Here is a 26,696-nt window from a genome sequence, read left to right on the forward strand (position 1 = left end):
AACCGCGGCGTACGACCGGGCGGAACCGACCCCGCAGCGATGGGTGGGATCATCCGCGCCGATACGCGTTCCTGCGGCTCCGCCGTAGCCTCGGGTCACCACCCCGGGAGCCGCCATGTCCGACCCACAGCCCATTGCCCGCCGATCCCTGCTGGCCGGTGCCGCCGGCGCCGCGGCCGGGCTGGCCGTCGGAGGCAGCCTCGTCGGACCGGCTCCCGCCGTGGCGGCGCCTCGGATCCCGTCCACCGGCCGCCCGCCGCTGTGGGAGCAGGCCGCCGCGAAAGGCATCGTGTTCGGTTCCTCGATCGCGACCTGGCAGCTCGACCGGGGCTACACCGCGCTGCACAGGCGCGAGGCCGGCCTGCTGTTCACCGAGGACGACCTGCTCTGGCACCGGCTCAAGAAGCGCCCGAAGGCACCGCTGGACTTCGAGCCCGGCGACAGGGTCGTCGGCCTGGCCGAGAAGAACGAGCAGCTGGTGATCGCCGCCCACCTGGTGTGGGACGAGGGCTTCGGAGGGGGCTGGAGCGAGGACGACCTCTGGGGAATCAGCCGCGCGGAGGCCGAGAAGCTGCTGTACGGCGTCGTGCGGCGGGAGGTCGCGCACTACCGGGGCCGGGTCAACGGGTGGATCGTCGCCAACGAGGTGAGCGGCCCGGAGCGGGCCGACAAGCACGGCTTCCGGAGGAGCGTGCCGTGGTACCAGACGATCGGGCCCGGCTACGTCGCCGAGTGCTTCCACATCGCGGAGGAGCAGGACCCGGACGCACTGCGCATCATCAACGAGTTCGGCTTCGAGACCGTCAGCGAGTGGGGTGACCGGCCGGAACCCCGGCGCCGGGCCTATCTCAGGGCGATCGACCGGTTGATCGACCAGGGTGCGCCCCTGCAGGCCGTCGGGATCCAGGGCCACCTCCTCGCCGACGGATTCGGGCGGAGGTTCGACGCGACGGGCTACCGCGCGTTCCTCCAGGAGCTCGCCGACCGCGGGCTGCCGGTCCTGATCACCGAGCTGGACGTCCTCGACGCGGGCCTGCCGAAGGACGTCATCCGTCGCGACCGCAGGGTCGCGGATGTCTACCGCCGCTACCTCGACGTGACGCTGGACGACACGAACGTCAAGGTCGTCGTCGCGTTCGGGCTCACCGACCGGTACACCTGGCTCGACGAGGACCAGCCGCGTGAGGACGGCAGCCACCGGCGTCCGCTGGCCTTCGACCGGAGGCTGCGTCCGAAGCCGGCCTACCAGGCGATCTCCGGAGCCCTTCGCCACGCCCCGGACCGCGAGCCGCTCTGGAAGGTCGAGAAGACCCGGTAGGTCCACGGAGGTGTGGGCGGGCTACGAGGCCGGCGCGACCAGCTCCATGCCGACCTTGTCCACCGACCGCGCTCGCCCGAGGAGGACGACCGCGGCCCGGCCGGCCTCCCGGTCGAGCCCGATGAAGGAGCTCCAGCCACCGGTGCCCCCGTTGTGCCAGGTGACGTCGCGGTCGCGGATCCGGGTGGTCATCCATGCGGAGCCGATCCGCACCGCGGGGCCCGCGAAGTTGCGGGTCGGCTCCAGGGCGTCGACACCGGGTGCGGTGCCGTCGAGCAGCGCGGCGGCGAACGTGGTGAGGTCAGCCAGGGTCGAGCGGATCCCTCCGGCCGGGCCGAGGGCCTCGCCGGTCCACGCCTCGGCGGGCTTGCCACGGCGAGAGGTGCCGGCCACGGCGTTCGGGCCGAGCTCGCCGGGGGTGGTCGGGAGGTACCAGCTGGTCAGGCCGAGCGGCTCGGCGACCCGGGCCCGCACGAGCTCGCGGTAGGTGCTGTGGGCCGCGGCAGCCACGGCGTGACCGAGCAGCTCGAACCCGAGGTTGGAGTACCGCGCCTTCGGCTTGCCCACGCGGGTCGCCCGGGTCTGCTCGAGCAGCTCGGCCAGGGTGTCGCCGTACGGGTTCTGCTGGTGTCGCCACAGCCGCCAGGAGCGTCCGGTCATGTCCGGGACGACGGGCAGCCGCGGCAGCCCGGACCGGTGCTCGGCCAGGGAGCCGAGGGTCACGGCTCCCGCGGGGCAGCCGGCGAGCGGCAGGTGCTTCTCCACGAGGTCGTCGGCCTGCACCTCCCCGCGCGTGATCGCATCGCGGTAGAGCAGGCCGGTCACGCCCTTCGTGATCGAGCCGATCTCGGCGTCGCCGTTCTCGGGGAGCCGGTGGCTCGCGTGCGTGACCTCGCCGTCGGCCAGCAGGGCGAGTCCCCACGCCGCGTCACCGAAGTGGGTGGTCCCCAGCCGTTCCAGCATGCGACCACTATGCCGACAAGCAGAAAGCCCGCACCTGGCGGTGCGGGCTTCGGGTCCTGCGCGCCCGTAGGGATTCGAACCCCAAACCTTCTGATCCGTAGTCAGATGCTCTATCCGTTGAGCTACGGGCGCCCGTCGCCCACCACACGGGTGAGCGACTGGACGAGGATAGCCGAACCCTCGCGACCGCACGAAATCCGGGGGACCCGCGACCCGCTCCCCCCGGCATCGGGCTTGGGTCTCGAAAAGGCCGAAGGCATGCACCTCGAAGAGCGAGAATCCCGCTCAAAACAAGGGATGTGACGCGTCCCACGGTCCATTGATCGATCCAATGTTCCGTCGAGAGAATCCGAGGGTACTGTCGCCCCACTCACGGGGGTCGGAGCGCGCTTGTGCGTCGATCTCGGGGTACCTCCAGTCGCCGACAACGACGCCGGACGAATCCGCGAAGCGCGCGAGAAGGAACAGCTGATGACCGCCACCCAGGCAGCCACCACGACCCATCCGACGACCCACCAGGGCATCCTCGACTTCGTCACCGAGGTGGCCGCGATGACCCAGCCGGACCGGATCCACTGGGTCACCGGCTCCGACGAGGAGTGGACCGAGCTCACCGACACCCTCGTCTCGACCGGCACCTTCACCCGGCTGAACCCGGCGATCAAGCCCAACTCCTTCTACGCCGCCAGCGACCCGATCGACGTCGCGCGCGTCGAGGACCGCACCTACATCTGCTCGGTCGACAAGCGCGACGCGGGTCCGACCAACAACTGGATGGACCCCGAGGAGATGAAGACCCTGATGCGGGGTCTGTACGACGGCTGCATGCGCGGTCGCACCATGTACGTCATCCCGTTCGTGATGGGCCACCTCGAGGCCGAGAAGCCGATGTTCGGCATCGAGATCACCGACTCGGCGTACGTCACCGCCTCGATGCGCGTGATGGCCCGCGTCGGCACCGCCGTGCTGGAGCGGATGACGGAGCTCGACGCCGAGTTCGTGCCGGCCCTGCACTCGGTCGGCATGCCGCTCGAGCCCGGCCAGGACGACGTCGCGTGGCCGTGCAGCGACACCAAGTACATCGTGCAGTTCCCCGAGGAGCGCGCGATCTGGTCCTTCGGCTCCGGGTACGGCGGCAACGCGCTGCTCGGCAAGAAGTGCTACGCGCTGCGCATCGCCTCGGTCATGGCCCGCGACGAGGGCTGGCTCGCCGAGCACATGCTGATCCTCAAGCTCACCTCGCCGCAGGGCGTCGTGAAGTACATCGCCGCGGCGTTCCCCTCCGCGTGCGGCAAGACCAACCTCGCCATGCTGCAGCCGACGATCCCGGGCTGGAAGGTCGAGACGCTCGGCGACGACATCGCCTGGATGCGCATCGGCGAGGACGGCCGGCTGTGGGCGGTCAACCCGGAGTACGGCTTCTTCGGCGTCGCGCCCGGCACCAACGAGCACACCAACCCGAACGCGATGCGGACCATCAACAAGGGCAACTCGGTCTTTACCAACGTCGCGCTCACCGAGGACGGCGACATCTGGTGGGAGGGTCTCGAGAACCCGCCGGCCCGCGCGACCTCGTGGAAGGGCGAGCCGTGGACGCCGGACTCCCCGGAGTTGTCCAGCCACGCCAACTCGCGCTACTGCACCCCGATCAAGCAGTGCGACATCCTCGCGGCGGAGTACGACGACCCGCGCGGCGTGCCGATCGACGCGATCCTCTTCGGCGGCCGCCGCAAGACGACGGTCCCGCTGGTCTTCGAGGCGCGCGACTGGACGCACGGCACCTTCCTCGGCGCGACGCTGTCGTCGGAGACCACCGCGGCCGCGGTCGGCGCGGTCGGCGTGGTGCGCCGCGACCCGATGGCGATGCTGCCGTTCATCGGCTACAACGCCGGCGACTACTTCAACCACTGGATCTCGGTCGGCAAGGAGAACGACGCCGCCAAGCTGCCGAAGATCTTCTACGTCAACTGGTTCCGCCGCGACGACGAGGGCGGCTTCCTGTGGCCGGGCTTCGGTGAGAACAGCCGCGTCCTCAAGTGGGTCGTGGAGCGCATCGAGGGCCAGGCCGCCGCGGTGGAGACGCCGATCGGCCACGTGCCGACGCCGGAGTCGCTCGACACCGACGGTCTCGACATGACCCCGCAGGCCCTCGCCGCCGCGCTGGCGGTCGACGTCGATGAGTGGAAGGCCGAGATCCCGCAGATCCAGGAGTGGTTCGAGAAGTTCGGTGATGACCTGCCGGCCGTCCTCTGGACCGAGCTCGACGGACTGCGGGCCCGCCTCGGCGAGTGACTCACTGACTGAGACACAGTTTTAAGGAGTCGGGCCCCGTCGCGTGGACGGGGCCCGACTTCTTTGGGCCCTGTGGAATCATCGGGGTCACAGGATTCGTCGGAACGGGGGCTCGGGCGAGAGGGGGAGGGCTGCGTGGACACGTACGGCCCTGAGGACCGTGCGCTCTTCGAATCAGCGAGCACCGCGCTCTACGAAGAGATCGTGAGCTCCGGAGGCATCGTCGCGGGAGAGCCGCGGATCGCGGACGGCGGCGAGCTCCACACCGCGCTCGAGCAGCTGCGCGGCATGGGGCTGATCCGGCTCGATCCGACCAACGACACCTGGGTCGCTGAGGACCCCGGCCTGGTGCAGGCCCGCGTGGTCACCCCGCTCAGCCAGCAGGGCGCCGAGCTGCTCCAGGAGTCCGCGCAGTGGGCGCAGGCGTTCACCGGCCTGTCCCAGGCCTGGCGCCGCGCCCCGAGCACCTCGGAGAGCAGCGGGCCCTTCCGCTATCTCCACGGCAAGGACGAGATCAACGCCTTCCTCCACACCATTGTCCCGGAGGCCGAGGAGGAGGTGCTCACCGCTCAGCCTCAGGCCGACCGCGGGAGCGGCGAGGACGTGAGTTCCGGCCTCGCGAACGTGCTGGACGTCGAGCGCACGATGCTCGAGCGGGGAGTCCGGATCCTCACGCTGTACCAACACAGCGCCCGGCGCAGCACCGCCACCCGCGAGTACGTTGCCGCACTGACGCCCCTCGGAGGCGAGACGCGGACCCAGGACGAGTTCTTCAACCGGATGATCGTCGTTGACCGGCGCACGGCGGTGATCCCGAGCGCGGCCGGCACCGAGACCGCCCTTGCGATTCACGAACCCACGATCGTCGGCTACTTGGTCGACGTGTTCATGCGCTCCTGGGAACGGGCCCGGCCGTTCACGAGCCAAGAGGCGTCGGTGGTCAAGGGCATCGCCGAGGAGCAGCGCGCGATGACCATGCGGATGCTGATCGAGGGCCACTCCGACCCGGTCTCGGCCAAGCGGCTCGGGGTCAGCCCGCGCACCTACGCGGGCTACGTCGCCGACCTCAAGGACGACTTCGAGGCGGAGACCCGGTTCCAGCTCGGCTACACCCTCGGCCGGCTCGGTATCTCCGGCGCCGAGTCACCGGACGAGACCCAAGACTGAAATGCAACGAGGACAGTGACCGATGGTCACTGTCCTCGTTGAGAATCGAGCCGGGCCTGGGGGGTGGCGCTGGGGCCGGACAAGGTGGGGGGTGAGTCGGGCCCCCGGCTCGATCGAATCTGGGCTACGTCAGCGACCCACGCGGTTCCAGCTGAAGTCGGCGTGCGCCGGAGCGGCGATACCGACGAGACCGACGCTCAGCGTCGCGGTGAGAACGGCGACGGCGACCTTACGAGCAATGTTCATGATTCCCTCTCCACCTTGTGTCATCGGGTCCCACGGAAGACCCGGTACGACAAGTGTCGTCGGTGGAGTGCCGGAAGCACGAACGGATTGGTCCCTCAGAAATGTGCATTGCACATAACTGCAGGATCCTGCAGGCATGGATGAGGGGCCAGGAAGAAGATGTCCGACGAAGAGTTGTACCTCAATTTCTCGCCCGGGGATACCCGACCCACCGCAAGATCCCCGCGCTTCACCCCTTCGGGGCGGAACGGTCGAGGAGCGTCCGAAAACCCCCGTAAGTCCCCGCGCAGGCCGAAGCCCCGCCCGGAGGGGTCCCCCGGACGGGGCTTCGTGACTGCGGAGGCGGAGGGATTTGAACCCTCGATGGGGTTTTAGCCCCAAACCCGCTTAGCAGGCGGGCGCCATAGACCGGACTAGGCGACGCCTCCCGACAGCCCGCACAGGCTACAAGGAGCGTGCGGCGGGTGACCAATCAGGGCCCCCGCAGCGGACTCGTGCCGCGCTCAGAGCGGCCGGATCCCCTGGCCGCGCTGGAGGTGGGCGAGCAGGTCCCGCACGAAGTCCTCCCGGTCGGCGGCGAGCACCCGGACCGGGATCGTGGTCGCCCGGTCGTCGCGCAGCCGCAGCACCACGACGGGAGCGCCGACCCCATCGGTGCTGGTCACCGCCTCGCGGACGTCCTTCCACCCCGCGGCTGCGACGCCGACACCCCGGACCAGGCGCACGCGGTAGCCGTCCGCGCCGAGCCGGACCACGGCGATCCGCCGCGTCACGACGTACCCGCCGACGGCGACCGCGAGCAGGCCGAGCACGGCGGCGAGCAGCATCAGCCAGCCCGGCAGGTCGAGGAGGCCGACGAGGAGGGTGGTCGCGAAGACCAGGACCGCGACGAGCACCAGCAGTCCGCCGACGAACCGGACGCCGATCGCCGGCGCGAGGCGATAGTCGGACACGGGCAGGTCGTCGAGCGGGGCGGACACGAACTGATTGAACAAGACACGGCATTTGGTCGGGTCACCGGGGTTGTCGCGAGGGGGCCCCGGGGTGACACTCGAAGTCCCCCACCGCTCCGGTCCACCGGGAGGCACCATGACCGTCACCATGACCGGCATGTCGGCCGCGACGGCGGCACTCCACGAGGCACTCGACGCCCCCGGCCGGTCCGGGGCGTCCCTCGGCAGCTGGCGGTGGACCGTGCGGCAGCGGATGGCCGCGGTCCGCGACGAGCTGGTCGCCGGTGCCGGCGACGCCGACGACGGCTGGCTGGCCGCCCGCAGCGGCAGCATGCTCCGCGAGCGCACCGCCCTCCTCGGCCGGCTGAGCGTGCTGGGACCCCAGGTACTGGAGCACCCGGACGTCGAGCTGGTCCGCAGCGAGCTGCTCCGGCTGCTCACCGACCTCGCCCACCACGTGCAGCGGGTCAACGACCTGGTGTACGACGAGGTCGAGCTCGAGCTGGGTGGCTCGGAGTAGGGCTCTGGCAGAGGGGGCGGGATTCGAACCCGCGGTAGGTCTCCCTACGACCGCTTTCAAGGCGGTTCCGATCGGCCACTCCGGCACCCCTCCGTGTCCGGCGCAGGCGCCGGAGCACCATGAGTGTAAGTGTGGCTAGAGCACGACCTCGACGAGGACGTCACCCTCCTGCACCACGTCGCCCGGGGCGACCTTGACCGCGCGGACGGTGCCGGGCGTCTCGACCAGCACCGGGATCTCCATCTTCATCGACTCCAGCAGCACAACGGTGTCGCCGACCTCGACCCGCTCCCCCGGAGCCACTGCCACCGTCATCACGTTGGCGACCATCTCCGCGACGATCTCGACCACTTGTTCTCGTGCCACGCAGCGAACCTAGCCGTTACCGGCCCGTACCCGAGAACCCGTGCCCGAGATCGGGTTCAGAGCAGCGGCCGGGTGCGGGGCGGCTCGGGGCGCAGGGCGCTGGCCTCCTCCGCGCGGCGGCTCCGGCTGCCCGGCTGCCCGGTGAGCGCGACGTCGAGGCGGATGACGAGGAACCCGAGCACCAGCCCGACCACGACGCCGTACAGCACCGACAGCGCCGCCTCCTCCAGCGTCGCCGCGGGGTTGATCAGCGAGTTGGCGACCCGGACCGTCGCGGTCACGCCGAACGCGCAGACCCACCAGCCCTGACGGCGGCGGGCTCGCATGTGGACCCCCCACGCGAGCGCGGGAACGCCCAGGACCGCCACGAGCGGGCGCGGGAACGCGCCGAGGTTGTCCCGGGTCCAGGCGGCCGCGTCCAGCAGGGTCCCGACCAGGCCGGGAGTGCCGTAGCGGCGCAGCAGCTCGGCGTAGGCCAGGGTCAGCGCGAGGACGGCCGTGCCGATCAGCACGATCACGACGCCGCGGCGACCCAGCCCGTGCAGGCCGGCGCCGAGCCGGTAGACGAGCGCGAACGCGCCCAGCAGCGCCAGGCCGAGCGTGACGTACTCGAAGCGGGTCACGGTCACGACCGGCTCGAACCCGATGGTGGCGAGCGCGCCGATCGCCGCGATCACCACCGCGATCACGACCTCACGCACGGTCTGCAGGAACCGCACCGCGGGGACCGTCGCCATCACCGCGAGCACCGCGGAGACGACACAGGTGAGCACGGCCGCGCCGGTCCGCAGGGAGTCGTCGTCGATGAGCACCACCGCGACACCCATCGCCAGCGCCAGCGTCCCGACGACGACCGGGCGGCCGCCGGTGCGGGCGGCGAGCGCCCAGGAGTACGCCGTGGCGACCGCCACCGAGCCCGCGCTGCACAGCCAGGCCGGCCCGAGCTCGGCAACGCAGGTCACCAGGGCGCCGAGACCGGCCAGCACCACCAGGACGGCGGCGACGAGCGGGATCCGGGAGCTGGCGAACCGCTCGACGCCGGCCCGCGCGTCGTCCGCCGCTCGCGCCCGACGCGTCGGCGGACGTTCGGCACGACGACGCGGAGCGGACCTGGACACGGGAGGTGAGGTTACATTCGGCGATTCGCGAGCGAGGGGTTGGTCCTGCGGGCTGTGTCGAGGGTCTCGCGGTCGAGCGTCGCGGTGATCACCGTGGCGTCGTCGTCCGCCTCCGCGAGCACGTCGCCGAGCGGGTCCACGACCAGCGAGTGGCCGGAGTAGCGCGGGCCGGGCTGCCCGGCGGCGAGCACGAACACCGTGTTCTCGATCGCCCGCGCGCGGACCAGCGTGCGCCAGTGGTCGACCTTGCGCGGCCCGGCCACCCACGCGGCCGGCACCACCAGCACCTCGGCGCCCCGGTCGACGAGCGCACGGGCCAGCTCGGGGAACCGGAGGTCGTAGCAGGTCATCAGCCCCACCGTGAACCCGCCGACGTCGACGAGCACCGGGTCGGTCGGGCCGGCGGCGAGCCGGTCGGACTCGCGGTAGCCGAACGAGTCGTACAGGTGGATCTTCCGGTACGTCGCCTCCGCGCCGCCCCGGACCACGAGCGTGTTGAACGGCCGCTCCGGGTCCGCGCTGGGCTCGAACATGCCCGCGACCACGGTCGTGCCCCGCTCGCCGGCGACCCGGCCGAGCTCGGTCGCGAACGCACCGTCCACCGCCTCGGCGTACGGACTCACGTCGGAGCCCGCCTCGCCGAAGTCGCGCGCGAACGCCTCCGGGAACACCACGAGGTCGGCGCCGGCGGGCGTCAGCTGGTCGAGGAGCCGGCGGTTCGCCTCGGACTCGAGGCCGGAGGCGTGCTGGACGAGGGCGACGTGCAGGCTGGCCACGGTGCGAGACTGCCACACATGACCTTCGCCGCGATCGTCCTTGCGGGTGGTCGTGCGGTGCGCCTCGACGGCGCCGACAAGGCCTCGGTCGAGTACCTCGGCCGGACCCTGCTCGAGCACACGCTGGACGCGCTCCTCGACGCGGACGAGGTGGTGGTCGTCGGCGACCCGGTCCCGACGACCCAGCCGGTCACGTTCACCCGGGAGGACCCGCGCCATGGCGGCCCGGTCGCGGCCCTGCTCACCGGGCTGGACGCGCTGGTGCGCACCCCGACGACCGTCGCCGTGCTCGCGGTCGACATGCCGCGCGTGTCCTCGTGGACGTTCCGCCGGCTGCAGGAGGCCGCGGCCGGCCACGACGGGGCGTTCCTGACCGATGCGGACGGCCGACGCCAGCTGGCCGGCGTGCTCGACGCGGCGCGGCTGCGCGCGGTCCGCCCGGACCACGAGCACCAGCACGGGATGCCGCTGCACCGGCTGCTGAGCGCGCTCGACCTCGTCGACGTCGGACCCGACGGGGACGAGGGTCGCGACGTCGACACCTGGGAGGACCTGCGCGACCTCTCCGGGGATCAGGGCCTGCCGGGGGTTGCGGACTGAGTCCTGGTGGAGAAATCTGGCCCTTGTGAACCTCCACGACTGGATCGACGAGCTCAGCGACGTCCTCGAGGTCGACACGGAGCTGGACGAGGGCCTGATCCTCGACCTGGCTCGCACCGCGGCGCACAACGTCGCCCGGCCGGCCGCGCCGGTCACGACCTTCCTGCTCGGCTTCGCCGCCGGGTCGCAGGACGCCGACCCCGAGCAGCTGGAGGCGCTGGCCGCGAAGGTGCAGCGCCTCGCCGACGGGTGGGACCGGCCGGCCGACGCGCCGGACCCGCTCGACGTGGACGTCAGCGTCCCGGTGCCCGACGACAGCGGTGTCGACCACACCGGCGAGGTCTTCGAGCGGGACTGATCCCTAGGCTGGCCCCATGCGTGCCGTGATCGCCGACGGGGCCGGCGGCCCCGAGGTCCTGTCCGTCGCCGAGCTGCCGGACCCCGAGCCGGGTCCTGGTGAGGTGCTCCTCCAGGTGGCCGCCGCGGGCCTCAACCGCGCCGACCTCCTGCAGCGGCAGGGCTTCTACCCACCGCCGCCCGGCGCCTCCGACATCATCGGGATGGAGTGCAGCGGCACCGTCGCGGCTCTCGGCGAGGGCGTGACCGGCTGGTCCGTGGGCGACGAGGCGTGCGCGCTGCTGTCCGCGGGCGGGTACGCCGAGCGGGTCGCCGTACCGGCCGGGCAGCTGATGCCGGTGCCGGCCGGGGTCGACCTGGTCACCGCGGCCGCGCTGCCCGAGGTGGCGGCGACCGTGTGGTCGAACGTGTTCATGGTCGCGGGCCTCGAGCCCCAGGAGACGCTGCTCGTGCACGGCGGCGCCGGCGGGATCGGGACGTTCGCGATCCAGCTCGCCCACCAGCTCGGCGCGAAGGTCCTCACCACGGCGGGCACGCCGGAGAAGCGCGCGGCCTGTGCGGCGCTGGGGGCCGACGTCACCATCGACTACCGCGAGGAGGACTTCGTCGCGGTCGTGAAGGAGTCGACCGACGGTCACGGCGCCGACGTCATCCTCGACAACATGGGCGCGAAGTACCTCGACCGGAACCTCGACGCGCTCGCGACCGAGGGCCGCCTGGTGATCATCGGCATGCAGGGCGGCACCAAGGCCGAGCTCGACATCAACAAGCTGCTGCGCAAGCGCGGCGCGGTCATCGCGACCACGCTGCGGGCCCGCCCGACCGCGGAGAAGTCGGCGATCTGCGCGTCGGTGGTCGAGCACGTCTGGCCGCTGGTCGCCGAGGGCCTGGTCCGGCCGGTCGTGCACGGCACGATGCCGCTCGCCGAGGTGGCCGCCGCCCACGCGCTGATGGAGAGCGGCGCCCACAGCGGCAAGATTCTGCTCACCCTCTGACCGATAGGTTGGGTCCATGAGCGAACCCCAGGACAGCGCCAGCACCGGTGCTCCCGAGCAGGAGCAGCGCGTCGTCATCGTCGGCCCCGACGGCCAGCCCCTCGCCGAGATGTCGGCCGCCGAGTTCGCGGCGGCGTCCGAGAACGGCGGCGAGGCCGAGGGCGAGGACCGCTCGGTCACCGAGATGGTCGAGCAGCCGGCGAAGGTGATGCGGATCGGCTCGATGATCCGGCAGCTACTGGAGGAGGTCCGCTCCGCGCCGCTCGACGAGGCGAGCCGCAACCGGCTCAAGGAGATCCACCGCGCCTCGATCAAGGAGCTCGAGGAGGGGCTGGCGCCGGAGCTCGTCGAGGAGCTCGAGCGGCTGTCGTTGCCGTTCACCGAGGACGCGACGCCGTCCGACGCCGAGCTGCGGATCGCGCAGGCCCAGCTGGTCGGCTGGCTCGAGGGCCTGTTCCACGGGATCCAGACCGCGATCTACGCCCAGCAGATGGCCGCGCGGGCGCAGTTCGAGCAGATGCGCCGCGGGCTGCCGCCCGGTGCCGGCGCGCCCGGCCAGCCCGCGCCCGGCGGACCTCCGCAGGTGCCGGGCGAGTCCGGCGGGATGTACCTCTAGCTACCCGCGACGGCGGGCGAGCGCGCCGACGAGGACCAGGCCGAGCAGGCCGACCAGCACCATCGCGACGCCCGGGGCGACCAGGCGCTGCAGCGTGGGCGCATCGTCGGCGACCATCGTGAGCGTGGCCTCGACCGGCTCGGGCGGCGTGGGTGACTTCGAGGGCCCGAGCAGCGCCTCGACCTGCTCGACGTACCGGTCGGTCGCCGGCGCCGTGCCGCTGTCCGCGGTGGTCCGCAGCTGGTCGCCCTCCACGGTCCCGAAGACGACGTACGCCGCACCGACCTCGAGGCCCGGCAGGCCGCAGTTCGCGACCTTGGCCGGCGTCGAGACCGAGGCCTCCTCGCCCACGTCGCCCTTGTAGATCTCCTCGACCGCCACGGGGTAGGTGACGAAGCCCTTCTTCGTGACCGGCTCGCCCAGGACCCCGATGAGCACGGCGTCGGCGCGGATCGTCTGCTGGGACAGCGGGGGCACGTTCTTCAGGCACGCCGGCGCCGCGGACGCGGGCGCGCTGGTCGCGCAGACCCCGGCGCAGACGAGCACCAGGAGGGCGAGCAGTCGTCGGATCACGTCACTCATCTCAACAGATCACAGTCCGAAGACACCAGCCAGGACCTGCGCGACGCCGTCCTCGTCGTGGCCGGGCGCGACGTGGCTCGCGGCCTGGGTCACGGTCGGGTGCGCGTCGGCCATGGCGTACGACGTGCCCGCCCAGCTGAGCATCGGCAGGTCGTTGGGCATGTCGCCGAACGCGATGACGTCGGCGGCGTCGACGCCCAGGTCCGCGCACAGCAGCGCCAGCGTCGAGGCCTTCGTGACGCCCGGCGCGCTGATCTCCAGCAGCGAGGTCGACGAGGACCAGGTGATCACCAGCCGGCCGAGCACGACCTGCTCGGCCGCGTCCCAGAACTCCTGCGGCGCGAGCTCCTCGTGGCGGGCGAGCAGCTTGAGCGCCGGCTCGTCGAACAGCTCCGCGATCGGAGCGCGCCGGGCGCCCTCGGGCACGCGGTGCCGCTCCAGGAACTCCGGCTCGAGACCGATCCCGTCGAGCGTCTCGACCGCGAACACCGTGCCGGGCAGCGCCTCACGCAGCAGCGTGCACATCTCCAGGCCGAGGGCGGGCTCGATCGGCCGCTCGAGGTGCGGCCGGTGCCGCGCGACGTCCCACACCAGGGCGCCGTTGCTGACCACGGCCAGCCCGTGCGACCCGACGTGCTCGAAGACCTCCTCGGTCCACCGCAGCGGCCGCCCGGTGACGAACACGACCGGGACGCCGAGGGCCTCGACCTTCGCCAGCACGTCGGCGGTGTACGGCGACACGCTGCCATCGCTGCGGACCAGCGTGCCGTCCAGGTCGGTGGCGACGAGCTTGGGTCTCACAGCGGCCTGGCCATCACCAGGTTGCCGTCCTCGTTGCCGCCGCGCAGCTCGGTGAACCCGCACTTGGCGAGCACCCGGATGCTGGCGGCGTTGGTCGGCTCGACGCTGGCGCGGACCCGGACGCCGGCCTTGTCGGTCTCCACGAGCACGGCCCGGAGCGCCTCGGTGGCGAAGCCCCACCCGCGGGCCTCCTCGACCAGGCCGTAGCCCACCTCGGCCTCGAGGACGCCGTCGGCCGCCGGCTCGGGCGGGCCGAAGAAGCCCAGCGAGCCGAGCGCGGTCTCGCCCCGGACGACGTGCCGGGGCGCCCAGGGGTCATCCGCGTGGAACATGGTGGCGGCGTCCCGGTCGTCCTGGCGCGGGTAGTCGCGGTGCCAGGCCGGCCGTCGCCGGCCGGCCAGGATGTCGGCCGCCTCCTCGGGCGTCCACAGCGGCAGCCGGAGCCGCTCGCTGGTGATCGTGGACGGGAGGCTCACGCGAACCAGCGGTCCAGCTCGGTCGCGAGACCGTCCTCGTAGACGCTGCCGGTCACGTGGTCGGCCGCGTCGAGCACCGGCTGGATCGCCTGACCCATCGCCACGGAGCGCCCGGCCCAGGCGAACATCTCGAGGTCGTTGCGGCCGTCGCCCACGGCCAGCGTGTCGGCCGCGTCGATCCCGAGGGCCTGCGCGACGTGCGCGAGACCCGAGGCCTTCGAGACCCCGACCGGCGCCAGGTCGAGCCAGGCCGTCCAGCCGACCACGTAGTTGGTGCCGTGCAGGCCCAGCTCCTCGGCCAACGCCACGAACTCGTCGGCGGTCGCGTCGGGGTCGCGGATGATCACGCGGCTGACCTCGGCGGCCAGCAGGTCCTCGATCTCGGTGACGATCATGTCGCCGGACAGCTCGCCCTCGGGGAACGCACGGCTCACTCGGTAGCCGACGCCGCGCTCCTCGACCGCGACGATCGCGTTGGGCTGCCGGGCGAGGATCGCCTCGACCGCGGGCCGGGCGTCGAACTTCTCCTCGTGCACGACCTCGATCGGCGGGTAGCGGAACACCACCGCGCCGTTCGACGCCACGATCCACAGCGGCTCGTCGCCCTCGGAGTGCAGGTCGAGCAGGTCCGCGACCCGGGTCATGCCGTGCGGCGAGCGGCCACTGGCCAGGACGACGTGGGCGCCCGCGTCGAGAGCGCGGCGTACGGCGGCCTTGACCGCGGGCGCGACCTCCTCGTGGGTCATGCCCGCGCCCTCCACCCACTTGAGGATGGTGCCGTCGATGTCGAGGGCGACCAGCTGCGGTCGCCAGTTGTCAGGGACGCTCACGTCGCGACCGGCTCCAGGACGTCGCGACCCAGCCACTTCTGCAGGGCCTTCGGGACCCGCACCGAGCCGTCCGCCTGCTGGTGCGTCTCCAGGATCGCCACGATCGCCCGCGGGATCGCGCACAGCGTGCCGTTCAGCGTCGCGATCGGCTTGATCTCCTGCCCGAAGCGGCCCCGTGTGTCGAGCCGGCGGGTCTGGAACTCGGTGCAGTTGGAGGTCGACGTGAGCTCGCGGTACTTGCCCTGGGTCGGGATCCACGCCTCGCAGTCGAACTTCCGCTGCGCCGACAGGCCGAGGTCGCCGGCCGCGGTGTCGATGACCTGGTAGGCGAGCTCGAGCTTGTCGAGGAACGCCTTCTCGATCTCCAGCAGGCGCTGGTGCTCGGCGTACGACTCCTCGGTCGTCGTGTAGACGAACATCTCGACCTTGTCGAACCAGTGCACCCGGATGATGCCCTTGGTGTCCTTGCCGTGCGAGCCGGCCTCCTTGCGGAAGCACGGGCTGAACGCGGCGTAGCGCAGCGGCAGCGCCGCACCGTCGAGGATCTCGTCGGAGTGGTACGCCGCCATCGGGACCTCGGAGGTCCCGACGAGGTACATGTCCTGGCCCTCGATGCGGTAGACGTCGTCGGCGGCCTGACCGAGGAAGCCGGTGCCCTCCATCGCGCGGGGCTTCACCATCGACGGCGCGATGACCTGGGTGAAGCCGTGCTCGCGGGCGGTCTCGTTGGCGAGGTTGACCAGCGCGAACTCGAGCTCGGCGCCGACGCCGGTGAGGAAGTAGAACCGCGAGCCGGAGACCTTGGCGCCGCGGTCGAGGTCGATCGCGCCGAGGATCCGGCCGAGCTCGACGTGGTCGCGCGGCTCGAAGCCCTCGGCGGCGAAGTCGCGCGGCGTACCGACGGTCTCGAGCACGACGAAGTCGTCCTCGCCGCCGGCCGGGGCCTCCTCGGCCGCGAGGTTCGGGATGCTCATCACGGCGTCGTTCCAGGCGGCCTCGGCCTCGCCCTGCGCGGCCTCGAGCTCCTTGACCTCGGCGGCCAGCGCCTTGGTGCGGGTCAGCAGCTCCTGCTTCTCGTCGCCCTGCGCCTGCGCGACCTGCTTGCCGAGCGACTTCTGCTCCGCCCGCTTCGCCTCGAACGCGGCGATCGCCGCGCGCCGGGCGGCGTCGGCCGAGAGCGCGCGATCCACGACCTCGTCGGACAGGCCGCGCTTGGCCTGGGCGGCGCGCACGCGGTCGGGGTCGTCTCGGAGGATGCGGGGGTCGATCATGCGGCAAGGCTATCGGGGGCCACCGCGAGCACGCTCGCGAGTTCGGGCCTGGCCCCGGCGGCCCGGCATACTTCCCTCCATGCTCGACCGACCACGCGCCATCGTGCTGACCTGGGCAGTGGTCTGCTTCGCACTCTGCGGACTGCTGGCCGTCGGCATCGCCGCCGAGTGGTCCTGGCTCGCCGACCTCGACGACCGCGGCGAGGGCGCCCAGGCCTGGGCGACCGACGTGGACTGGCTGCACGACGTGCTGCGCGTGGTCGAGATCGCGTTCGGCACGGTCGCGATGGCGATCTACACCGTCGCGCTCTTCGGCCTGCTGTTCCGCAAGCACCGCCGGGCGGCGTACTTCACCGCCGGCGTGATGCTGGCGACGTCGCTGACGACCACGCTGCTCAAGGCGCTGACCGACCGGGACCGGCCGCCGTGGCAGAGCGCGGAGGCGCTCCTGCACAACGGCGCGTACCCGTCGGGCCACGCGTCGTCGATCGCGGCGTTCGGCGGGATCGTGGTGATCCTGGTCTCGATGCTGGTCCGCCGGGCGAACCTGCGCCGCGCGGCGTACGCCGGCGTGGTCCTGGTCATCGTCCTCGTCTGCCTCGACCGGGTCCTGCTCGGCCGGCACTACCCCTCCGACGTGGTCGGCGGCGTGCTGCTCGGCGTCGGCATGGTGCTGCTCGGGATCGTCGTCTACAACCCGCTCCCGCGCAGCCACGCGGCCAGCGTCGAGCCGCTTCCCGAGGTCTACGTCTCGGAGCGCAAGCTCGCGGTGGTCCTGAACCCGATCAAGGTCGAGGACGTCGGGCAGTTCGAGTCGATCGTGACCGCGATGGCGACCGAGGCCGGCTGGTCCACGCCCACGTGGCACTACACGACCGTCGAGGACCCGGGCACCGGGATGGCCGAGGCCGCCTCGGTCGCCGGCGCCGACCTGGTGCTCGTGTGCGGCGGCGACGGCACGGTCCGGGAGGTGTGCGCGGAGCTGGCCGGCACCGGCATCCCGGTCGGGATCGTCCCGGCCGGCACCGGCAACCTGCTGGCCCGCAACCTCGACATCCCGCTCTACATCCGCGCCGCGATCGATGTCGCGCTCACCGGGCAGGACCGGGCGATCGACCTGGTCGAGGTCTCCGGGGACGGCTTCGAGGACACCCACTTCATGGTGATGGCCGGCATGGGCTTCGACGCCGCGATCATGGAGGGCGTCAACGAGGACATCAAGAAGAAGGTCGGCTGGCTCGCCTACGTGCTGTCCGGCATGAAGTCGCTGATGTTTCCCGCGGTCCGGCTGGAGATCTCCGTCGACGGCGGCGAGTTCACCAAGCACCGCGCCCGCACGGTCGTGGTCGGGAACGTCGGCTTCCTGCAGGCCGGCATGCCGCTGCTGCCCGACGCCTCGATCGACGACGGCGTGCTGGACGTCGTGCTGCTGCACCCGCGCAAGTTCCTGTCCTGGATCCCGCTCGCCTACCGCGTGCTGGCCCGCCGCCGGCAGACCGACGAGCTCGTCAACCGGATGACCGGCCACACGATCGTGGTCCGCGCCGCCACCGACACCCCGCGCCAGCTCGACGGCGACTCGATCGGCCCCGGCAAGGAGCTGCGGATGACCTGCGTGCACGGGCGGTTGCTCGTGCGCGTGCCGCGCTAGCACGGCTAGGTGGTTTCGAGGCTCGCTGCGCTCGCACCTCAACCACCGTGTCGCGGTGGTTTCGAGGCTCGCTGCGCTCGCACCTCAACCACCGTGTCGGTGGTTGAGGTGCGAAGGCGCCCTGGCGCCTGAGCCTCGAAACCACCGTCAGGCTTCCGTCAACACCGGCCCGACGACCGTCAAGGAACCGTCAAGACACCTCGGGAGACGGCGTCTCCGGACGTAGGACTGGGGCGTGTCCGACGTCATCTACGTGCTCCTGACCCTCGTGGCCTTCGGGCTGCTCGCCGTGCTGGTGGGCGCCCTGGACCGGAGGCTCAAGTGAGCCAGCTCGCTCCCGCTCTCGGCCAGGTCGCGGTGCTCGTCGCCGCCCTGGCCCTCACGGTCCCGTTCCTCGGGCGCTACCTCGCCCACGTCTACACGACGCCCCGGCACCTCGCGGCCGAGCGCGCGTCGTACCGGCTGCTGCGCGTCGACCCGGACGCCGACCAGCACTGGCGGACCTACACGATGTCGGTGCTCGGCTTCTCGCTGGTCAGCCTGCTCGGTCTCTACGCCCTCGGCCGGCTCCAGGAGCACCTGCCGCTGAGCCTGGGGTACGCCGGCCTGCCCGCCGACGGCGCCTGGAACACCGCGGTCAGCTTCGTCACCAACACCAACTGGCAGTGGTACTCCGGCGAGTCGACGGTCGGCCACCTGTTCCAGATGTCCGGGCTGCGGCGCCGACGTACGCCTCACGCCGACGGAGTGGTCGTTCCTGGTGCTGCTCGCCCGCAACGTCGGGAGGCTGGTGCCGCGCGACCAGATCCTGCGCGAGGTGTGGGGGCCGGCGTACGAGCACGAGACCAACTACCTGCGGGTGTACGCCGCGCAGCTGCGCCGCAAGCTGGAGGACGACCCGTCGCAGCCCCGGCACCTGATCACCTCCCCGGGCCTCGGGTACACGCTCGAGCCCTGACAACCGAGCCCGGACAACCGAGCCCGGAAACTCGCGCGACACCGCACCCGCGATCGGGGAAGGTTGACGTCGATGTTCGCCGCCCTCGTTCGCTACGCACGCCCGCCGTCCCCGCTCGCCGGGCGGCTCTCGGCCCAGTCGCTGCTGTTCGCCCTCGGCGACGGCACGTTCCTGACCGGGTCGGCGGTGTTCTTCACCGTGATCGTGGGTCTGTCCGCTGCCGAGGTCGGGCTCGGCCTGACGCTCGCCGGGATCGCGGCGTTCTTGGCCGCGGTGCCGATGGGCAAGCTGGTCGACCGGTTCGGGCCCAAGCGGATGTGGGCGGTCAGCGCCGTCGGTCAGGCCGCGATGTTCTCGGTGTGGCCCTTCATCGACGACTTCCAGGGCTACCTGCTGATGGCGGTCGGCATGGAGGTCATCGGCACGCTCGGTGGCGCTGCCCATGGCGCCTACACGATCGACGTGCTGCCGGCCGACGAGCGGGTGAAGTCGCGCGCCTACATGTACTCGGCGCTCAACGTCGGCTTCACGCTCGGCGCGCTGGTCGGCGGCGTCGCGCTCGCCTTCGACTCCGACGACCTGCTGCAGGCGATCCCGTGGTTCACGGCCGCCGTGTTCATCGTCAACGCCGTCGCGATCGTCCGGCTGCCCAACGCGTCGCACGACGAGCGGTCCCCGGAGGAACGGCGGGTGAAGGTCCCGGGCCCCGGCCCGCTGCGCAACCCGGGCTGGCTGCTGACGACGTTCCTCGTCGGCGTCGGCTGGACGAACCAGGTGCTGCTCCACCTCGTGATCCCGCTGTGGCTGGTGCAGGAGACCGACGCGCCCCACGTCTTGCTGGCGTTCCTGTTCGGCACCAACACGGTGATGTGCATCTTCCTGCCGATGGCCGCGTCCCGCGGCGTGCGCGACGTCCCGACCGCCCTGCGGGCCGTGCACCTCTCAGCGACGTTCTTCGTGCTCTCGTGCGTGATCACGCTGGCGACGCACGACACCGTGGGCTGGATGACGATCGCCCTGGTCTGGATCGGCCACGTCACGGTGACTGGAGCCGAGCTCTACCTCTCGGCGGCGAGCTGGGCGCTCGAGGCCGAGCTGATGGACCCGCGGCAGCGGGGCGCCTACCAGGGTGCCGCCGAGCTGACGATGACGGCCGGCAAGGTGTGGGCCCCGGCGGTCTTCACGTTCCTCGCGATGAGCTGGGGCGCGGCCGGCTGGCTGGTCATCGCGAGCATCATCGTGCTCGCGACCGTGGCGATGCACCCCGCAACGCGGATGGCCAAGCGGTTCCTCGAGCAGCACGTGCCGGCGGACGTCCTCGCCGACGCTCACGCGGGCGAGCGCAAGGACGACGAGGTCGTCCCGCCGGCGCCGCCGTCCCTCATCGAGGGGTGAGCCAGAAGATCGGCAGCTCGCGGTCGGTGCGCTCGGCGTACTTGTCGTAGTTCGGCCAGGTCTCGGTGGCGACCGCCCACTTCTCGTCGCGTTCGGGCCCGGCCAGGAGCTTGGCGTCGACGGCGATGGTGCGGCCCTTGTAGGTGACCATCGGGTCCTGGGCGGCGAGCAGGTTCCCGACCCAGGCCGGCGGCTCGGGCCGGCCCCAGTTCGAGCCGACGACCAGCCAGCCGTCACCGTGCGGGACGGTGAGCAGCGGTGTGGTGCGCAGGATGCCGGACTTCCGGCCCGGGACCTGGAGCAGCAGCTCCGGGAGCCCGGCGAAGTCCATGACGCTGAGCCTGCCGCGGGTCAGCTTCTGCAGGAGCAGGTCGGCTCCGACGATCACCTTCGCGAACCTCGGCAGCCAGGGCTGCGCGCCCAGCTTCACCGCGACCGGCCTGAACAGCAACATGTGCCGCACCCTACGGGCGCGCCCGCTCGACCGCCTCAAGCTCCTCGGGCGAGAGCTGTTGGTCCGACACCCAGCCGGTGACGCTCTTGGCGTAGGTGCGGGCGTCGCTGCGGCCGTGGATCGAGGTGAGGACGACACCGTTCCCGCCGTCGTCGGCGAGCGCCACCGACCACGAGAGGTGGCCGCCCATGTCACCGAACGCGTCGTACCGGACCACCGCGACGTGGCGCAGCGCGTCGGTGCCCTCCGCGCGCAGCGCGGCCACCTCCTGGCGCAGCCCGTGCACGTCCTCGGGCAGCGCGTCCACGCCCTGGTCGCCCGGCCTCCGGCCTCCTCGCCGCGCGGTCACGAGCGCGACCAGCAGGGCGGCGACGGCGACGGCGAGCGCAACGATGTCCACGCGCCGAGCCTAGGTGGGGCCGGCCAGCCGCTCGGCGAGCCCGGCCAGCGTGTCCACGTCGCCGGTGCCGCCGGCCCGGTCGATCCGGACCGACGCCATCCCGAACGCCTCGGCGGACTCGCAGTACGACGCCAGGTCGTCGACGAGCACCGCGCGCTCGGGCGGCACGTCGAGGCGGTCCAGCGCCACGCCGTAGATCCGGGGGTCGGGCTTGGCCACGCCGACCTCGCACGACAGCACCAGCTCGTCGACCAGCCCGGTCAGGCCGAGCCCGTCCAGGAGATGGCGGGTGTTCTCGTTGCAGTTGCTGACGAACGCCGTGCGCACGCCGGCCGCGCGCAGGCCCTCGAGGAACGGAACCGTGTCCTCGGGCAGGGTCGCGAGCTCCACGATCAGCTCCCGGTCGGCGTCGGCCAGCGCCGCCGCGGCGTCCTCGCCGGCGGGCCTCCCGAGCGCCTCCAGCACCGCCGCCATCGCCTCCGGCAGCGGGGCGCGGCCGTCGGTCACCCGCTCGGCCCAGGTGCCGGTCTGCGCGCAGAAGTCGTCCGGCGAGGCGCCGGCCCGCTCCGCGAGGAGCTCCAGGTGCCGGACCTGGTCCATGGTCACGACGGTCTCGTAGACGTCGATCAGGCAGGCGTCGTACCTCGGCACGGGGCGAGCCTAGGCGAACAGCAACCGGCGGACCGCGGACCGTGAGGCCAGCAGGGCCAGGACGAGGAGCGTCACCGGCACGAAGCCACCGAGGCTCACCCGCCCCCCGAAGGCGAGGTCGACCACCCACAGGACCACCAGCTTGCTCCCGGCCGCGACGACCCACAGGGCGACGGCGGCGACCGTCTTCCCGGCTCTCGTCTCGGCGCTGCGCAGCCGCTTCACGATGGCGCCCTTGAGCCGGATCACCACCTCGAGAGCGCCCTTGAGCAGCGCGGCGGTGAGCAACGACAGCGTGAAGCCCTCGCTGATCACCGCGGGCAGGTACTCGACCGCGAGGTTCAGCACGACGACGTACACGAAGAAGTCGACGACGTCCGCGGGGTGGGCGCGCACCCACGTGGCCGGGCCGCGTCCACCTGTCACACGACCGATCATGCCCGACCCCGAACGTGGAACCATGAGGGACGTGACCCGACGCATCGCTTACCAGGGTGAGCCTGGCGCCAACTCCCACCAGGTGTGCATGGAGCACTACCCCGAGCTGGAGTCGCTGCCCTGCGCGTCGTTCGAGGACGTCTTCGCCGCCGTGGAGTCCGGGGACGCCGACCTGGCGATGATCCCGATCGACAACTCGATCGCCGGCCGCGTCGCCGACATCCACCACTTCCTGCCCGGCTCCGGGCTGCACATCATCGCCGAGCACTTCCTGCGGATCCGGTTCTGCCTGATGGGCCTGCCGGGCTCGTCGCTGGACACGATCACCACCGTGCACAGCCACGTCCACGCTCTCGGCCAGTGCCGCAAGCTGATCCGCGAGCACGGCTTCAAGCCGGTGATCTCCGGCGACACGGCCGGCGCGGCCCGCGAGGTCGCGGAGTTCGCCGACCCGACCCAGGGCGCGATCTCGCCGCCGCTGGCCGCCGAGATCTACGGCCTGGAGATCCTGGCCTCGGACGTCGAGGACGAGGACCACAACACCACCCGCTTCGTGGTGCTCTCCCGCGACCTGATCGAGGCGCCGGCCGGCCAGGGCCCGGTCGTCACCAGCTTCATCTTCAACGTGCGCAACCTGCCCGCCGCGCTCTACAAGGCGCTCGGCGGCTTCGCGACCAACGGCGTGAACATGACCAAGCTGGAGAGCTACATGGTCGGCGGCGAGTTCACCGCCACCCAGTTCCTCGCCGAGGTCGACGGGCACCCCGACGACGCCGGCCTGAAGAACGCGCTGGAGGAGCTGTCGTTCTTCACCACCGAGGTGAAGATCCTCGGCGTGTACCCCGCCGACCCGTTCCGCGCCGAGGTCAGCTGACACCACCCCGCCGAGTAGGTTCCTCTCGTGGACCAGCACGACCCCAGGACCAAGGACCTCGGCTTCGCGCGCGTCGACGTCGACCGCGCGGCGCGCACCGGCGACCCCGAGGTCGTGTACGGCGCCGGCAAGACGCCCGACCAGGTGGTCGGGATCCTCCGCGCGCTCCACGAGAAGCACCCCGAGCGGGCCGTGCTCGCGACCCGGCTCGCGCCCGAGGCCCTCGACGTCGTCAGCCGCGCGCTGCCGGACGCCGACATCGACCTGGTCGCCCGGGCGGTGACCCTCGGACCGCTGCCGGAGGCACGGGGCACGGTCGCGGTCGTCGCCGCCGGGACCTCCGACGCCCCGGTCGCGGCCGAGGCCGCCCTGACGGTCGCCGTGCACGGCGCCGGCGTGGACCGCATCGACGACGTCGGCGTGGCCGGCCTGCACCGGCTGCTGTCGGTCCGCGAGCGGCTCGAGGCGGCCGACTGCCTCGTCGTGGTCGCCGGGATGGAGGGCGCGCTGCCGTCCGTCGTCGGCGGGCTCACCGGCGTCCCGATGGTGGCGGTGCCGACGAGCGTCGGGTACGGCGCCTCGCTCGGCGGGATCGCCGCGCTCCTCGCGATGCTGAACTCCTGCGCGCCCGGGGTCGTCGTCGTGAACATCGACAACGGCTACGGCGCGGGGGTGCACGCCGCCCGGGTCGCCCGGCAGACGGTGCGATGACCGCGATCTGGGTCGACGCGTCGGCAGGCGCCAGCGGCGACATGCTGCTCGGCGCGCTCGTGGGCGCCGGCGTACCGCTCCCGGTCCTCCAGGACGCGATCGACGCGGTCACGCCCGAGCCGGTGACGCTGCGCGTCGAGGAGGTACGCCGCGGCGGGCTGGCCGCGACCCGGGTGCACGTCGAGGGCACCGACTCGGCCCACCACCGGGCCTGGCGCGACATCCGGCCGCTGCTCGCGGGCACCGCGCTGCGCGTCTTCGAGCGGCTCGCGGACGCCGAGGCCGCGGTCCACGGCACCACGCCGGACGAGGTGCACTTCCACGAGGTCGGCGCGCTGGACGCGATCGCGGACGTGGTCGGCGTCTGCGCGGGCTTCGCGCACCTCGGCGCCACCACGGTCACCGTCTCCCCCGTCGCCGTCGGCTCCGGGACCGTCCAGACCGCCCACGGCACGCTGCCGGTCCCGCCGCCGGCGGTCGCCGAGCTGCTGCGCGGGGTGCCGTCGTACGCCGGACCCGCCGCGATGGAGACCTGCACCCCGACCGGGGCCGCGCTGCTGACCACGCTGGCGACGGCGTACGGCCCGCAGCCGGCGATGGCCGTCGCGTCGATCGGCGTCGGCGCGGGCGGGCGTGACCCCGAGGGCCACGCGAACGCGCTGCGGCTGTTCGTCGGGGGCGAGACCACCTCGGCCGGCGTGCCGCTGCTGCTGGAGTGCAACGTCGACGACCTCGACCCACGGGTGTGGCCGGCCGTGATCGCCGCGCTGCTCGACGCGGGGGCGTCCGACGCCTGGCTCACGCCGATCCTCATGAAGAAGGGCCGCCCCGCGCACACGCTCAGCGCGCTGGTGGACGCCGACCGGGCGCCGGCCGTGCGCGCGGCGATCTTCCGGCAGACCTCGACGATCGGGCTGCGGGAGCAGCCCCTGACCAAGCACGCGCTCGACCGTGAGATGGTGGAGGTGCAGGTCGACGGTCGAGCAGTGGCCGTCAAGCTCGCCCACCACGACGGCGTCGTGGTGAACGCCCAGCCCGAGTACGACGACGTGGCGCGGGCCGCGGCCGATCTCGGTCGCCCCGTCGCCGACGTGCTCGCAGAAGCCACCGCTCTCGCTAGAAAGTTCCTCTGATGGACCCGGTCGTCATCGGCCTGACCTTCCTTGCCATCTTCGTCGTCGAGCTGCCGGACAAGACGTTCCTGGCCACGCTGGTGCTGGCGACGAAGTACCGCCCGATCCTGGTGTGGATCGGCGTCAGCCTGGCGTTCCTCGTGCAGACGACCGTCGCCGTGGCGCTCGGCCACGCGGTGTCGTTCCTGCCCGACGACGTCGTGCACGCCGCCGCGGGCCTGATGTTCCTCGCCGGCGCGGTGATCCTGATCCGGGAGGGCCGCAACCACCAGGCCAACGAGGGCGAGGAGATCGAGACCAGGAACGTGCACGGCTTGCAGGCCGTGCTCGCGAGCTTCCTGGTCCTGTTCGCCGCCGAGTGGGGCGACCTGTCGCAGCTGCTCACGATCTCGCTGGTGGCGAAGTACGAGGACCCCGTCTCGGTGTTCCTCGGCGCCCTCGGCGCCCTGCTGGTCGTGAGCGGGCTGGCGGTCGTCGCGGGCCGGCAGCTGCAGCGGTTCGTGAAGCTGCACGTGCTGCACTACATCGGGGCGACGGTGTGCCTGGTGCTCGCCGGGGTCACGGCGTACGACCTGCTCTTCTAGAGTGCCGGTCATGAGCATCCACGGCGCCGACAGCGAGGTCGGCCGTCTCGAGACCGTCCTCCTCCACCGACCCGGCAACGAGCTGAAGCGGCTGACGCCCCGCAACAACGACAAGCTGCTGTTCGACGGGATCCCGTGGGTCGCACGGGCCCAGGAGGAGCACGACGGGTTCGCCCAGGCGCTGCGCGACCGCGGCGTCGAGGTGCTGTACCTGACGGAGCTGCTGACCGAGACGCTCGCCAACCCCGACGCGCGCAACCACGCGATCACCACCGCGCTGGCGGGGCTGCACCTCGGCGACACGCTGCGCGGCTACCTGGCCCGCTTCCTGCGGGACGCGGCTCCGGAGGAGCTCACCGGCTACCTCACCGCCGGCATCCGCAACGACGAGGTGCGCGGCGGCTTCGGCCTGGTCACGTCGCTGCTCGCCAGTGACGACTTCCTCATCGACCCGCTGCCGAACCTGCTGTTCACCCGCGACTCCTCGGTGTGGGTGCGCGACCGGGTCGCGGTCACGTCGCTGGCGATGCCCGCGCGCTCGCGCGAGACCCAGCTGACCGAGCTGATCTACACCGAGCACCCGCGCTTCCGCGGCACCCGCAAGATCCACGGGTGGCAGCACGAGCACGTCGAGGGCGGCGACGTGCTGCTGATGGCGCCCGGCGTGATCGCGGTCGGCGTCGGCGAGCGCACCACCCCGGCGGGCGTGGAGCGGTTCGCGCGGCAGGTCTTCCACGAGGGGCTCGCGCACACCGTGCTCGCCGTACCGATCGCCCAGGAGCGCGCGACCATGCACCTGGACACCGTGTGCACGATGGTCGACGTCGACAAGATCGTGATGTACCCGGCGGTCGCGGACACGCTGACGGCGTACGCCGTCACCCCGGACCGCGACGGCGACGGCGCGCTGTCGGTCGCAGGCGCCGAGCCGTTCCTCGTGGCCGCGGCGAAGGCGATGGAGATCGACACGCTGCACCAGATCGACACCGGGCTCGACCCGGTCACCGCCGAGCGCGAGCAGTGGGACGACGGCAACAACACCCTGGCGATCGCGCCGCGGGTGGCGGTCGCCTACGAGCGCAACGTCGAGACCAACGCGCGGCTCGAGGAGTCCGGGATCGAGGTCGTGCGGATCGCCGGCTCCGAGCTCGGCTCGGGCCGTGGCGGGCCGCGGTGCATGAGCTGCCCGGTCGTGCGGAC

Annotated in this window: 29 protein-coding genes, 3 tRNA genes and 2 pseudogenes; 17 read left to right on the forward strand and 17 right to left on the reverse strand. The window is 72.0% G+C overall.

Going from position 1 to position 26,696, the window contains the following annotated elements:
• Positions 1-115: 115 nt before the first annotated feature.
• Positions 116-1,318: an endo-1,4-beta-xylanase gene (locus tag ABD875_RS07900; RefSeq protein ID WP_345173040.1), complete on the forward strand. Its 1,203-nt coding sequence runs from the start codon at positions 116-118 to the stop codon at positions 1,316-1,318.
• A gap of 21 nt (positions 1,319-1,339) precedes the next feature.
• On the opposite strand, the gene ABD875_RS07905 is transcribed toward ABD875_RS07900, so the two are convergent.
• A complete protein-coding gene (locus ABD875_RS07905) occupies positions 1,340-2,281 on the reverse strand; it encodes a serine hydrolase domain-containing protein (RefSeq protein ID WP_345173043.1) in 942 nt (313 codons plus the stop codon).
• Between the two features lie 59 nt (positions 2,282-2,340).
• Positions 2,341-2,413 (reverse strand) — tRNA-Arg (locus ABD875_RS07910).
• A 339-nt stretch (positions 2,414-2,752) separates the two neighbouring features.
• Between ABD875_RS07910 and ABD875_RS07915 the strand changes: the two genes are divergently transcribed.
• Both ABD875_RS07915 and ABD875_RS07920 read left to right on the forward strand, forming a co-directional pair.
• Complete coding sequence (locus tag ABD875_RS07915) at positions 2,753-4,573, forward strand: phosphoenolpyruvate carboxykinase (GTP) (protein ID WP_345173045.1); 1,821 nt, start codon at positions 2,753-2,755, stop codon at positions 4,571-4,573.
• Between the two features lie 204 nt (positions 4,574-4,777).
• A complete protein-coding gene (locus ABD875_RS07920; RefSeq protein WP_345173048.1) occupies positions 4,778-5,740 on the forward strand; it encodes a LuxR family transcriptional regulator in 963 nt (320 codons plus the stop codon).
• Positions 5,741-6,323: 583 nt separating this feature from the next.
• Here ABD875_RS07920 and ABD875_RS07925 read toward each other — a convergent pair.
• Both ABD875_RS07925 and ABD875_RS07930 read right to left on the reverse strand, forming a co-directional pair.
• Positions 6,324-6,414, reverse strand: a tRNA-Ser gene (locus tag ABD875_RS07925).
• Positions 6,415-6,489: 75 nt separating this feature from the next.
• The gene (locus ABD875_RS07930) at positions 6,490-6,966 is read right to left on the reverse strand and encodes a hypothetical protein (protein WP_345173051.1); all 477 of its coding nucleotides are present in this window, start codon (positions 6,964-6,966) and stop codon (positions 6,490-6,492) included.
• A gap of 109 nt (positions 6,967-7,075) precedes the next feature.
• Here ABD875_RS07930 and ABD875_RS07935 point away from each other — a divergent pair, with 109 nt between their 5' ends.
• Positions 7,076-7,459 (forward strand): hypothetical protein, encoded by a 384-nt coding sequence (locus ABD875_RS07935; RefSeq protein WP_345173054.1) that lies wholly within the window; start codon positions 7,076-7,078, stop codon positions 7,457-7,459.
• 5 nt (positions 7,460-7,464) lie between these two features.
• On the opposite strand, the gene ABD875_RS07940 is transcribed toward ABD875_RS07935, so the two are convergent.
• The 4 genes from ABD875_RS07940 to ABD875_RS07955 form a co-directional block, all read right to left on the reverse strand.
• Positions 7,465-7,552 (reverse strand) — tRNA-Ser (locus tag ABD875_RS07940).
• Between the two features lie 42 nt (positions 7,553-7,594).
• Positions 7,595-7,825: a biotin/lipoyl-binding carrier protein gene (locus ABD875_RS07945; protein ID WP_345173057.1), complete on the reverse strand. Its 231-nt coding sequence runs from the start codon at positions 7,823-7,825 to the stop codon at positions 7,595-7,597.
• Positions 7,826-7,881: 56 nt separating this feature from the next.
• On the reverse strand, positions 7,882-8,943 hold the full coding sequence (locus ABD875_RS07950) for a hypothetical protein (protein ID WP_345173060.1): 1,062 nt from the start codon (positions 8,941-8,943) through the stop codon (positions 7,882-7,884).
• A gap of 11 nt (positions 8,944-8,954) precedes the next feature.
• Positions 8,955-9,719: a carbon-nitrogen hydrolase family protein gene (locus ABD875_RS07955; RefSeq protein WP_345173063.1), complete on the reverse strand. Its 765-nt coding sequence runs from the start codon at positions 9,717-9,719 to the stop codon at positions 8,955-8,957.
• 18 nt (positions 9,720-9,737) lie between these two features.
• On the opposite strand from ABD875_RS07955, the gene mobA reads away from it, so the two are divergent.
• The 4 genes from mobA to ABD875_RS07975 are packed head-to-tail and all read left to right on the forward strand — an operon-like array spanning position 9,738 to position 12,287.
• Positions 9,738-10,319 carry a molybdenum cofactor guanylyltransferase gene (mobA, locus tag ABD875_RS07960; RefSeq protein WP_345173066.1) on the forward strand — a complete coding sequence of 194 codons (582 nt, stop codon included), beginning with the start codon at positions 9,738-9,740 and terminating at the stop codon, positions 10,317-10,319.
• Positions 10,320-10,344: 25 nt separating this feature from the next.
• On the forward strand, positions 10,345-10,677 hold the full coding sequence (locus tag ABD875_RS07965; protein ID WP_345173069.1) for a DUF6457 domain-containing protein: 333 nt from the start codon (positions 10,345-10,347) through the stop codon (positions 10,675-10,677).
• 16 nt (positions 10,678-10,693) lie between these two features.
• Positions 10,694-11,671 carry an NAD(P)H-quinone oxidoreductase gene (locus ABD875_RS07970; RefSeq protein WP_345173072.1) on the forward strand — a complete coding sequence of 326 codons (978 nt, stop codon included), beginning with the start codon at positions 10,694-10,696 and terminating at the stop codon, positions 11,669-11,671.
• A 16-nt stretch (positions 11,672-11,687) separates the two neighbouring features.
• A complete protein-coding gene (locus ABD875_RS07975) occupies positions 11,688-12,287 on the forward strand; it encodes a bacterial proteasome activator family protein (RefSeq protein WP_379187711.1) in 600 nt (199 codons plus the stop codon).
• Here ABD875_RS07975 and ABD875_RS07980 read toward each other — a convergent pair whose 3' ends face one another.
• Genes ABD875_RS07980 through serS form a run of 5 tightly spaced genes read right to left on the reverse strand, consistent with a single transcriptional unit; the run spans position 12,288 to position 16,247 of the window.
• Complete coding sequence (locus ABD875_RS07980) at positions 12,288-12,869, reverse strand: hypothetical protein (protein WP_345173075.1); 582 nt, start codon at positions 12,867-12,869, stop codon at positions 12,288-12,290. It abuts the gene before it with no gap.
• 9 nt (positions 12,870-12,878) lie between these two features.
• Positions 12,879-13,670, reverse strand: coding sequence for a Cof-type HAD-IIB family hydrolase (locus tag ABD875_RS07985; RefSeq protein WP_345173077.1), 792 nt, complete (start codon positions 13,668-13,670; stop codon positions 12,879-12,881).
• Positions 13,667-14,146, reverse strand: a complete 480-nt coding sequence (locus ABD875_RS07990) for a GNAT family N-acetyltransferase (protein WP_345173080.1) — start codon at positions 14,144-14,146, stop codon at positions 13,667-13,669. The genes ABD875_RS07985 and ABD875_RS07990 overlap by 4 nt, the downstream gene beginning before the upstream one ends.
• The gene (locus ABD875_RS07995) at positions 14,143-14,976 is read right to left on the reverse strand and encodes an HAD family hydrolase (protein ID WP_345173083.1); all 834 of its coding nucleotides are present in this window, start codon (positions 14,974-14,976) and stop codon (positions 14,143-14,145) included. Before ABD875_RS07995 ends, ABD875_RS07990 begins: the two co-directional genes overlap by 4 nt.
• Positions 14,973-16,247 (reverse strand): serine--tRNA ligase, encoded by a 1,275-nt coding sequence (serS, locus tag ABD875_RS08000; RefSeq protein WP_345173087.1) that lies wholly within the window; start codon positions 16,245-16,247, stop codon positions 14,973-14,975. Before serS ends, ABD875_RS07995 begins: the two co-directional genes overlap by 4 nt.
• A gap of 79 nt (positions 16,248-16,326) precedes the next feature.
• On the opposite strand from serS, the gene ABD875_RS08005 reads away from it, so the two are divergent.
• From ABD875_RS08005 to ABD875_RS08020, 4 genes and pseudogenes are all read left to right on the forward strand, one after another.
• Complete coding sequence (locus ABD875_RS08005; RefSeq protein ID WP_345173089.1) at positions 16,327-17,898, forward strand: bifunctional phosphatase PAP2/diacylglycerol kinase family protein; 1,572 nt, start codon at positions 16,327-16,329, stop codon at positions 17,896-17,898.
• Between the two features lie 357 nt (positions 17,899-18,255).
• Positions 18,256-18,558: pseudogene (locus ABD875_RS08010) on the forward strand (potassium-transporting ATPase subunit KdpA); the annotation flags it as partial.
• A gap of 73 nt (positions 18,559-18,631) precedes the next feature.
• Positions 18,632-18,856 (forward strand): annotated as a pseudogene (locus ABD875_RS08015) (winged helix-turn-helix domain-containing protein); the annotation flags it as partial.
• A gap of 72 nt (positions 18,857-18,928) precedes the next feature.
• On the forward strand, positions 18,929-20,251 hold the full coding sequence (locus ABD875_RS08020) for an MFS transporter (protein WP_345173092.1): 1,323 nt from the start codon (positions 18,929-18,931) through the stop codon (positions 20,249-20,251).
• On the opposite strand, the gene ABD875_RS08025 is transcribed toward ABD875_RS08020, so the two are convergent.
• Genes ABD875_RS08025 through ABD875_RS08040 form a run of 4 tightly spaced genes read right to left on the reverse strand, consistent with a single transcriptional unit; the run spans position 20,238 to position 22,182 of the window.
• Positions 20,238-20,705 carry a nitroreductase family deazaflavin-dependent oxidoreductase gene (locus ABD875_RS08025; protein WP_345173095.1) on the reverse strand — a complete coding sequence of 156 codons (468 nt, stop codon included), beginning with the start codon at positions 20,703-20,705 and terminating at the stop codon, positions 20,238-20,240. The genes ABD875_RS08020 and ABD875_RS08025 overlap by 14 nt on opposite strands.
• A gap of 10 nt (positions 20,706-20,715) precedes the next feature.
• Positions 20,716-21,105, reverse strand: coding sequence for a DUF4446 family protein (locus ABD875_RS08030; RefSeq protein WP_345173097.1), 390 nt, complete (start codon positions 21,103-21,105; stop codon positions 20,716-20,718).
• A 9-nt stretch (positions 21,106-21,114) separates the two neighbouring features.
• The gene (locus tag ABD875_RS08035) at positions 21,115-21,756 is read right to left on the reverse strand and encodes an HAD family hydrolase (protein ID WP_345173099.1); all 642 of its coding nucleotides are present in this window, start codon (positions 21,754-21,756) and stop codon (positions 21,115-21,117) included.
• A 9-nt stretch (positions 21,757-21,765) separates the two neighbouring features.
• Positions 21,766-22,182, reverse strand: a complete 417-nt coding sequence (locus ABD875_RS08040; RefSeq protein WP_345173101.1) for a hypothetical protein — start codon at positions 22,180-22,182, stop codon at positions 21,766-21,768.
• Between the two features lie 43 nt (positions 22,183-22,225).
• Here ABD875_RS08040 and ABD875_RS08045 point away from each other — a divergent pair, with 43 nt between their 5' ends.
• The 5 genes from ABD875_RS08045 to ABD875_RS08065 all read left to right on the forward strand — a co-directional run.
• A complete protein-coding gene (locus tag ABD875_RS08045) occupies positions 22,226-23,068 on the forward strand; it encodes a prephenate dehydratase (RefSeq protein ID WP_345173104.1) in 843 nt (280 codons plus the stop codon).
• 27 nt (positions 23,069-23,095) lie between these two features.
• Positions 23,096-23,779: a nickel pincer cofactor biosynthesis protein LarB gene (gene larB, locus ABD875_RS08050; RefSeq protein WP_345173107.1), complete on the forward strand. Its 684-nt coding sequence runs from the start codon at positions 23,096-23,098 to the stop codon at positions 23,777-23,779.
• Positions 23,776-24,912, forward strand: a complete 1,137-nt coding sequence (larC, locus tag ABD875_RS08055; protein ID WP_345173109.1) for a nickel pincer cofactor biosynthesis protein LarC — start codon at positions 23,776-23,778, stop codon at positions 24,910-24,912. The genes larB and larC overlap by 4 nt, the downstream gene beginning before the upstream one ends.
• Positions 24,912-25,496 carry a TMEM165/GDT1 family protein gene (locus tag ABD875_RS08060; protein ID WP_345173110.1) on the forward strand — a complete coding sequence of 195 codons (585 nt, stop codon included), beginning with the start codon at positions 24,912-24,914 and terminating at the stop codon, positions 25,494-25,496. The genes larC and ABD875_RS08060 overlap by 1 nt, the downstream gene beginning before the upstream one ends.
• A gap of 10 nt (positions 25,497-25,506) precedes the next feature.
• Positions 25,507-26,696, forward strand: a 1,190-nt coding sequence (locus ABD875_RS08065) for an arginine deiminase (RefSeq protein WP_345173114.1), incomplete at its 3' end; no start/stop codon positions are given.

It is taken from the genome of Nocardioides caricicola, assembly GCF_039541135.1.
Lineage (GTDB): Bacteria > Actinomycetota > Actinomycetes > Propionibacteriales > Nocardioidaceae > Nocardioides > Nocardioides caricicola.

What these genes read in the sequence shown, in the direction of transcription:
- ABD875_RS07980 (WP_345173075.1), bottom strand. Translation starts at nt 12,869, where the DNA reads ATGAGTGACGTGATCCGACGACTGCTCGCCCTCCTGGTGCTCGTCTGC.
- serS (WP_345173087.1), bottom strand. Translation starts at nt 16,247, where the DNA reads ATGATCGACCCCCGCATCCTCCGAGACGACCCCGACCGCGTGCGCGCC.
- ABD875_RS07970 (WP_345173072.1), top strand. Translation starts at nt 10,694, where the DNA reads ATGCGTGCCGTGATCGCCGACGGGGCCGGCGGCCCCGAGGTCCTGTCC.
- ABD875_RS08025 (WP_345173095.1), bottom strand. Translation starts at nt 20,705, where the DNA reads ATGTTGCTGTTCAGGCCGGTCGCGGTGAAGCTGGGCGCGCAGCCCTGG.
- mobA (WP_345173066.1), top strand. Translation starts at nt 9,738, where the DNA reads ATGACCTTCGCCGCGATCGTCCTTGCGGGTGGTCGTGCGGTGCGCCTC.
- ABD875_RS08020 (WP_345173092.1), top strand. Translation starts at nt 18,929, where the DNA reads ATGTTCGCCGCCCTCGTTCGCTACGCACGCCCGCCGTCCCCGCTCGCC.
- ABD875_RS07915 (WP_345173045.1), top strand. Translation starts at nt 2,753, where the DNA reads ATGACCGCCACCCAGGCAGCCACCACGACCCATCCGACGACCCACCAG.
- ABD875_RS07975 (WP_379187711.1), top strand. Translation starts at nt 11,688, where the DNA reads ATGAGCGAACCCCAGGACAGCGCCAGCACCGGTGCTCCCGAGCAGGAG.
- ABD875_RS07935 (WP_345173054.1), top strand. Translation starts at nt 7,076, where the DNA reads ATGACCGTCACCATGACCGGCATGTCGGCCGCGACGGCGGCACTCCAC.
- larC (WP_345173109.1), top strand. Translation starts at nt 23,776, where the DNA reads ATGACCGCGATCTGGGTCGACGCGTCGGCAGGCGCCAGCGGCGACATG.
- ABD875_RS07905 (WP_345173043.1), bottom strand. Translation starts at nt 2,281, where the DNA reads ATGCTGGAACGGCTGGGGACCACCCACTTCGGTGACGCGGCGTGGGGA.
- ABD875_RS08060 (WP_345173110.1), top strand. Translation starts at nt 24,912, where the DNA reads ATGGACCCGGTCGTCATCGGCCTGACCTTCCTTGCCATCTTCGTCGTC.
- ABD875_RS08005 (WP_345173089.1), top strand. Translation starts at nt 16,327, where the DNA reads ATGCTCGACCGACCACGCGCCATCGTGCTGACCTGGGCAGTGGTCTGC.
- ABD875_RS07900 (WP_345173040.1), top strand. Translation starts at nt 116, where the DNA reads ATGTCCGACCCACAGCCCATTGCCCGCCGATCCCTGCTGGCCGGTGCC.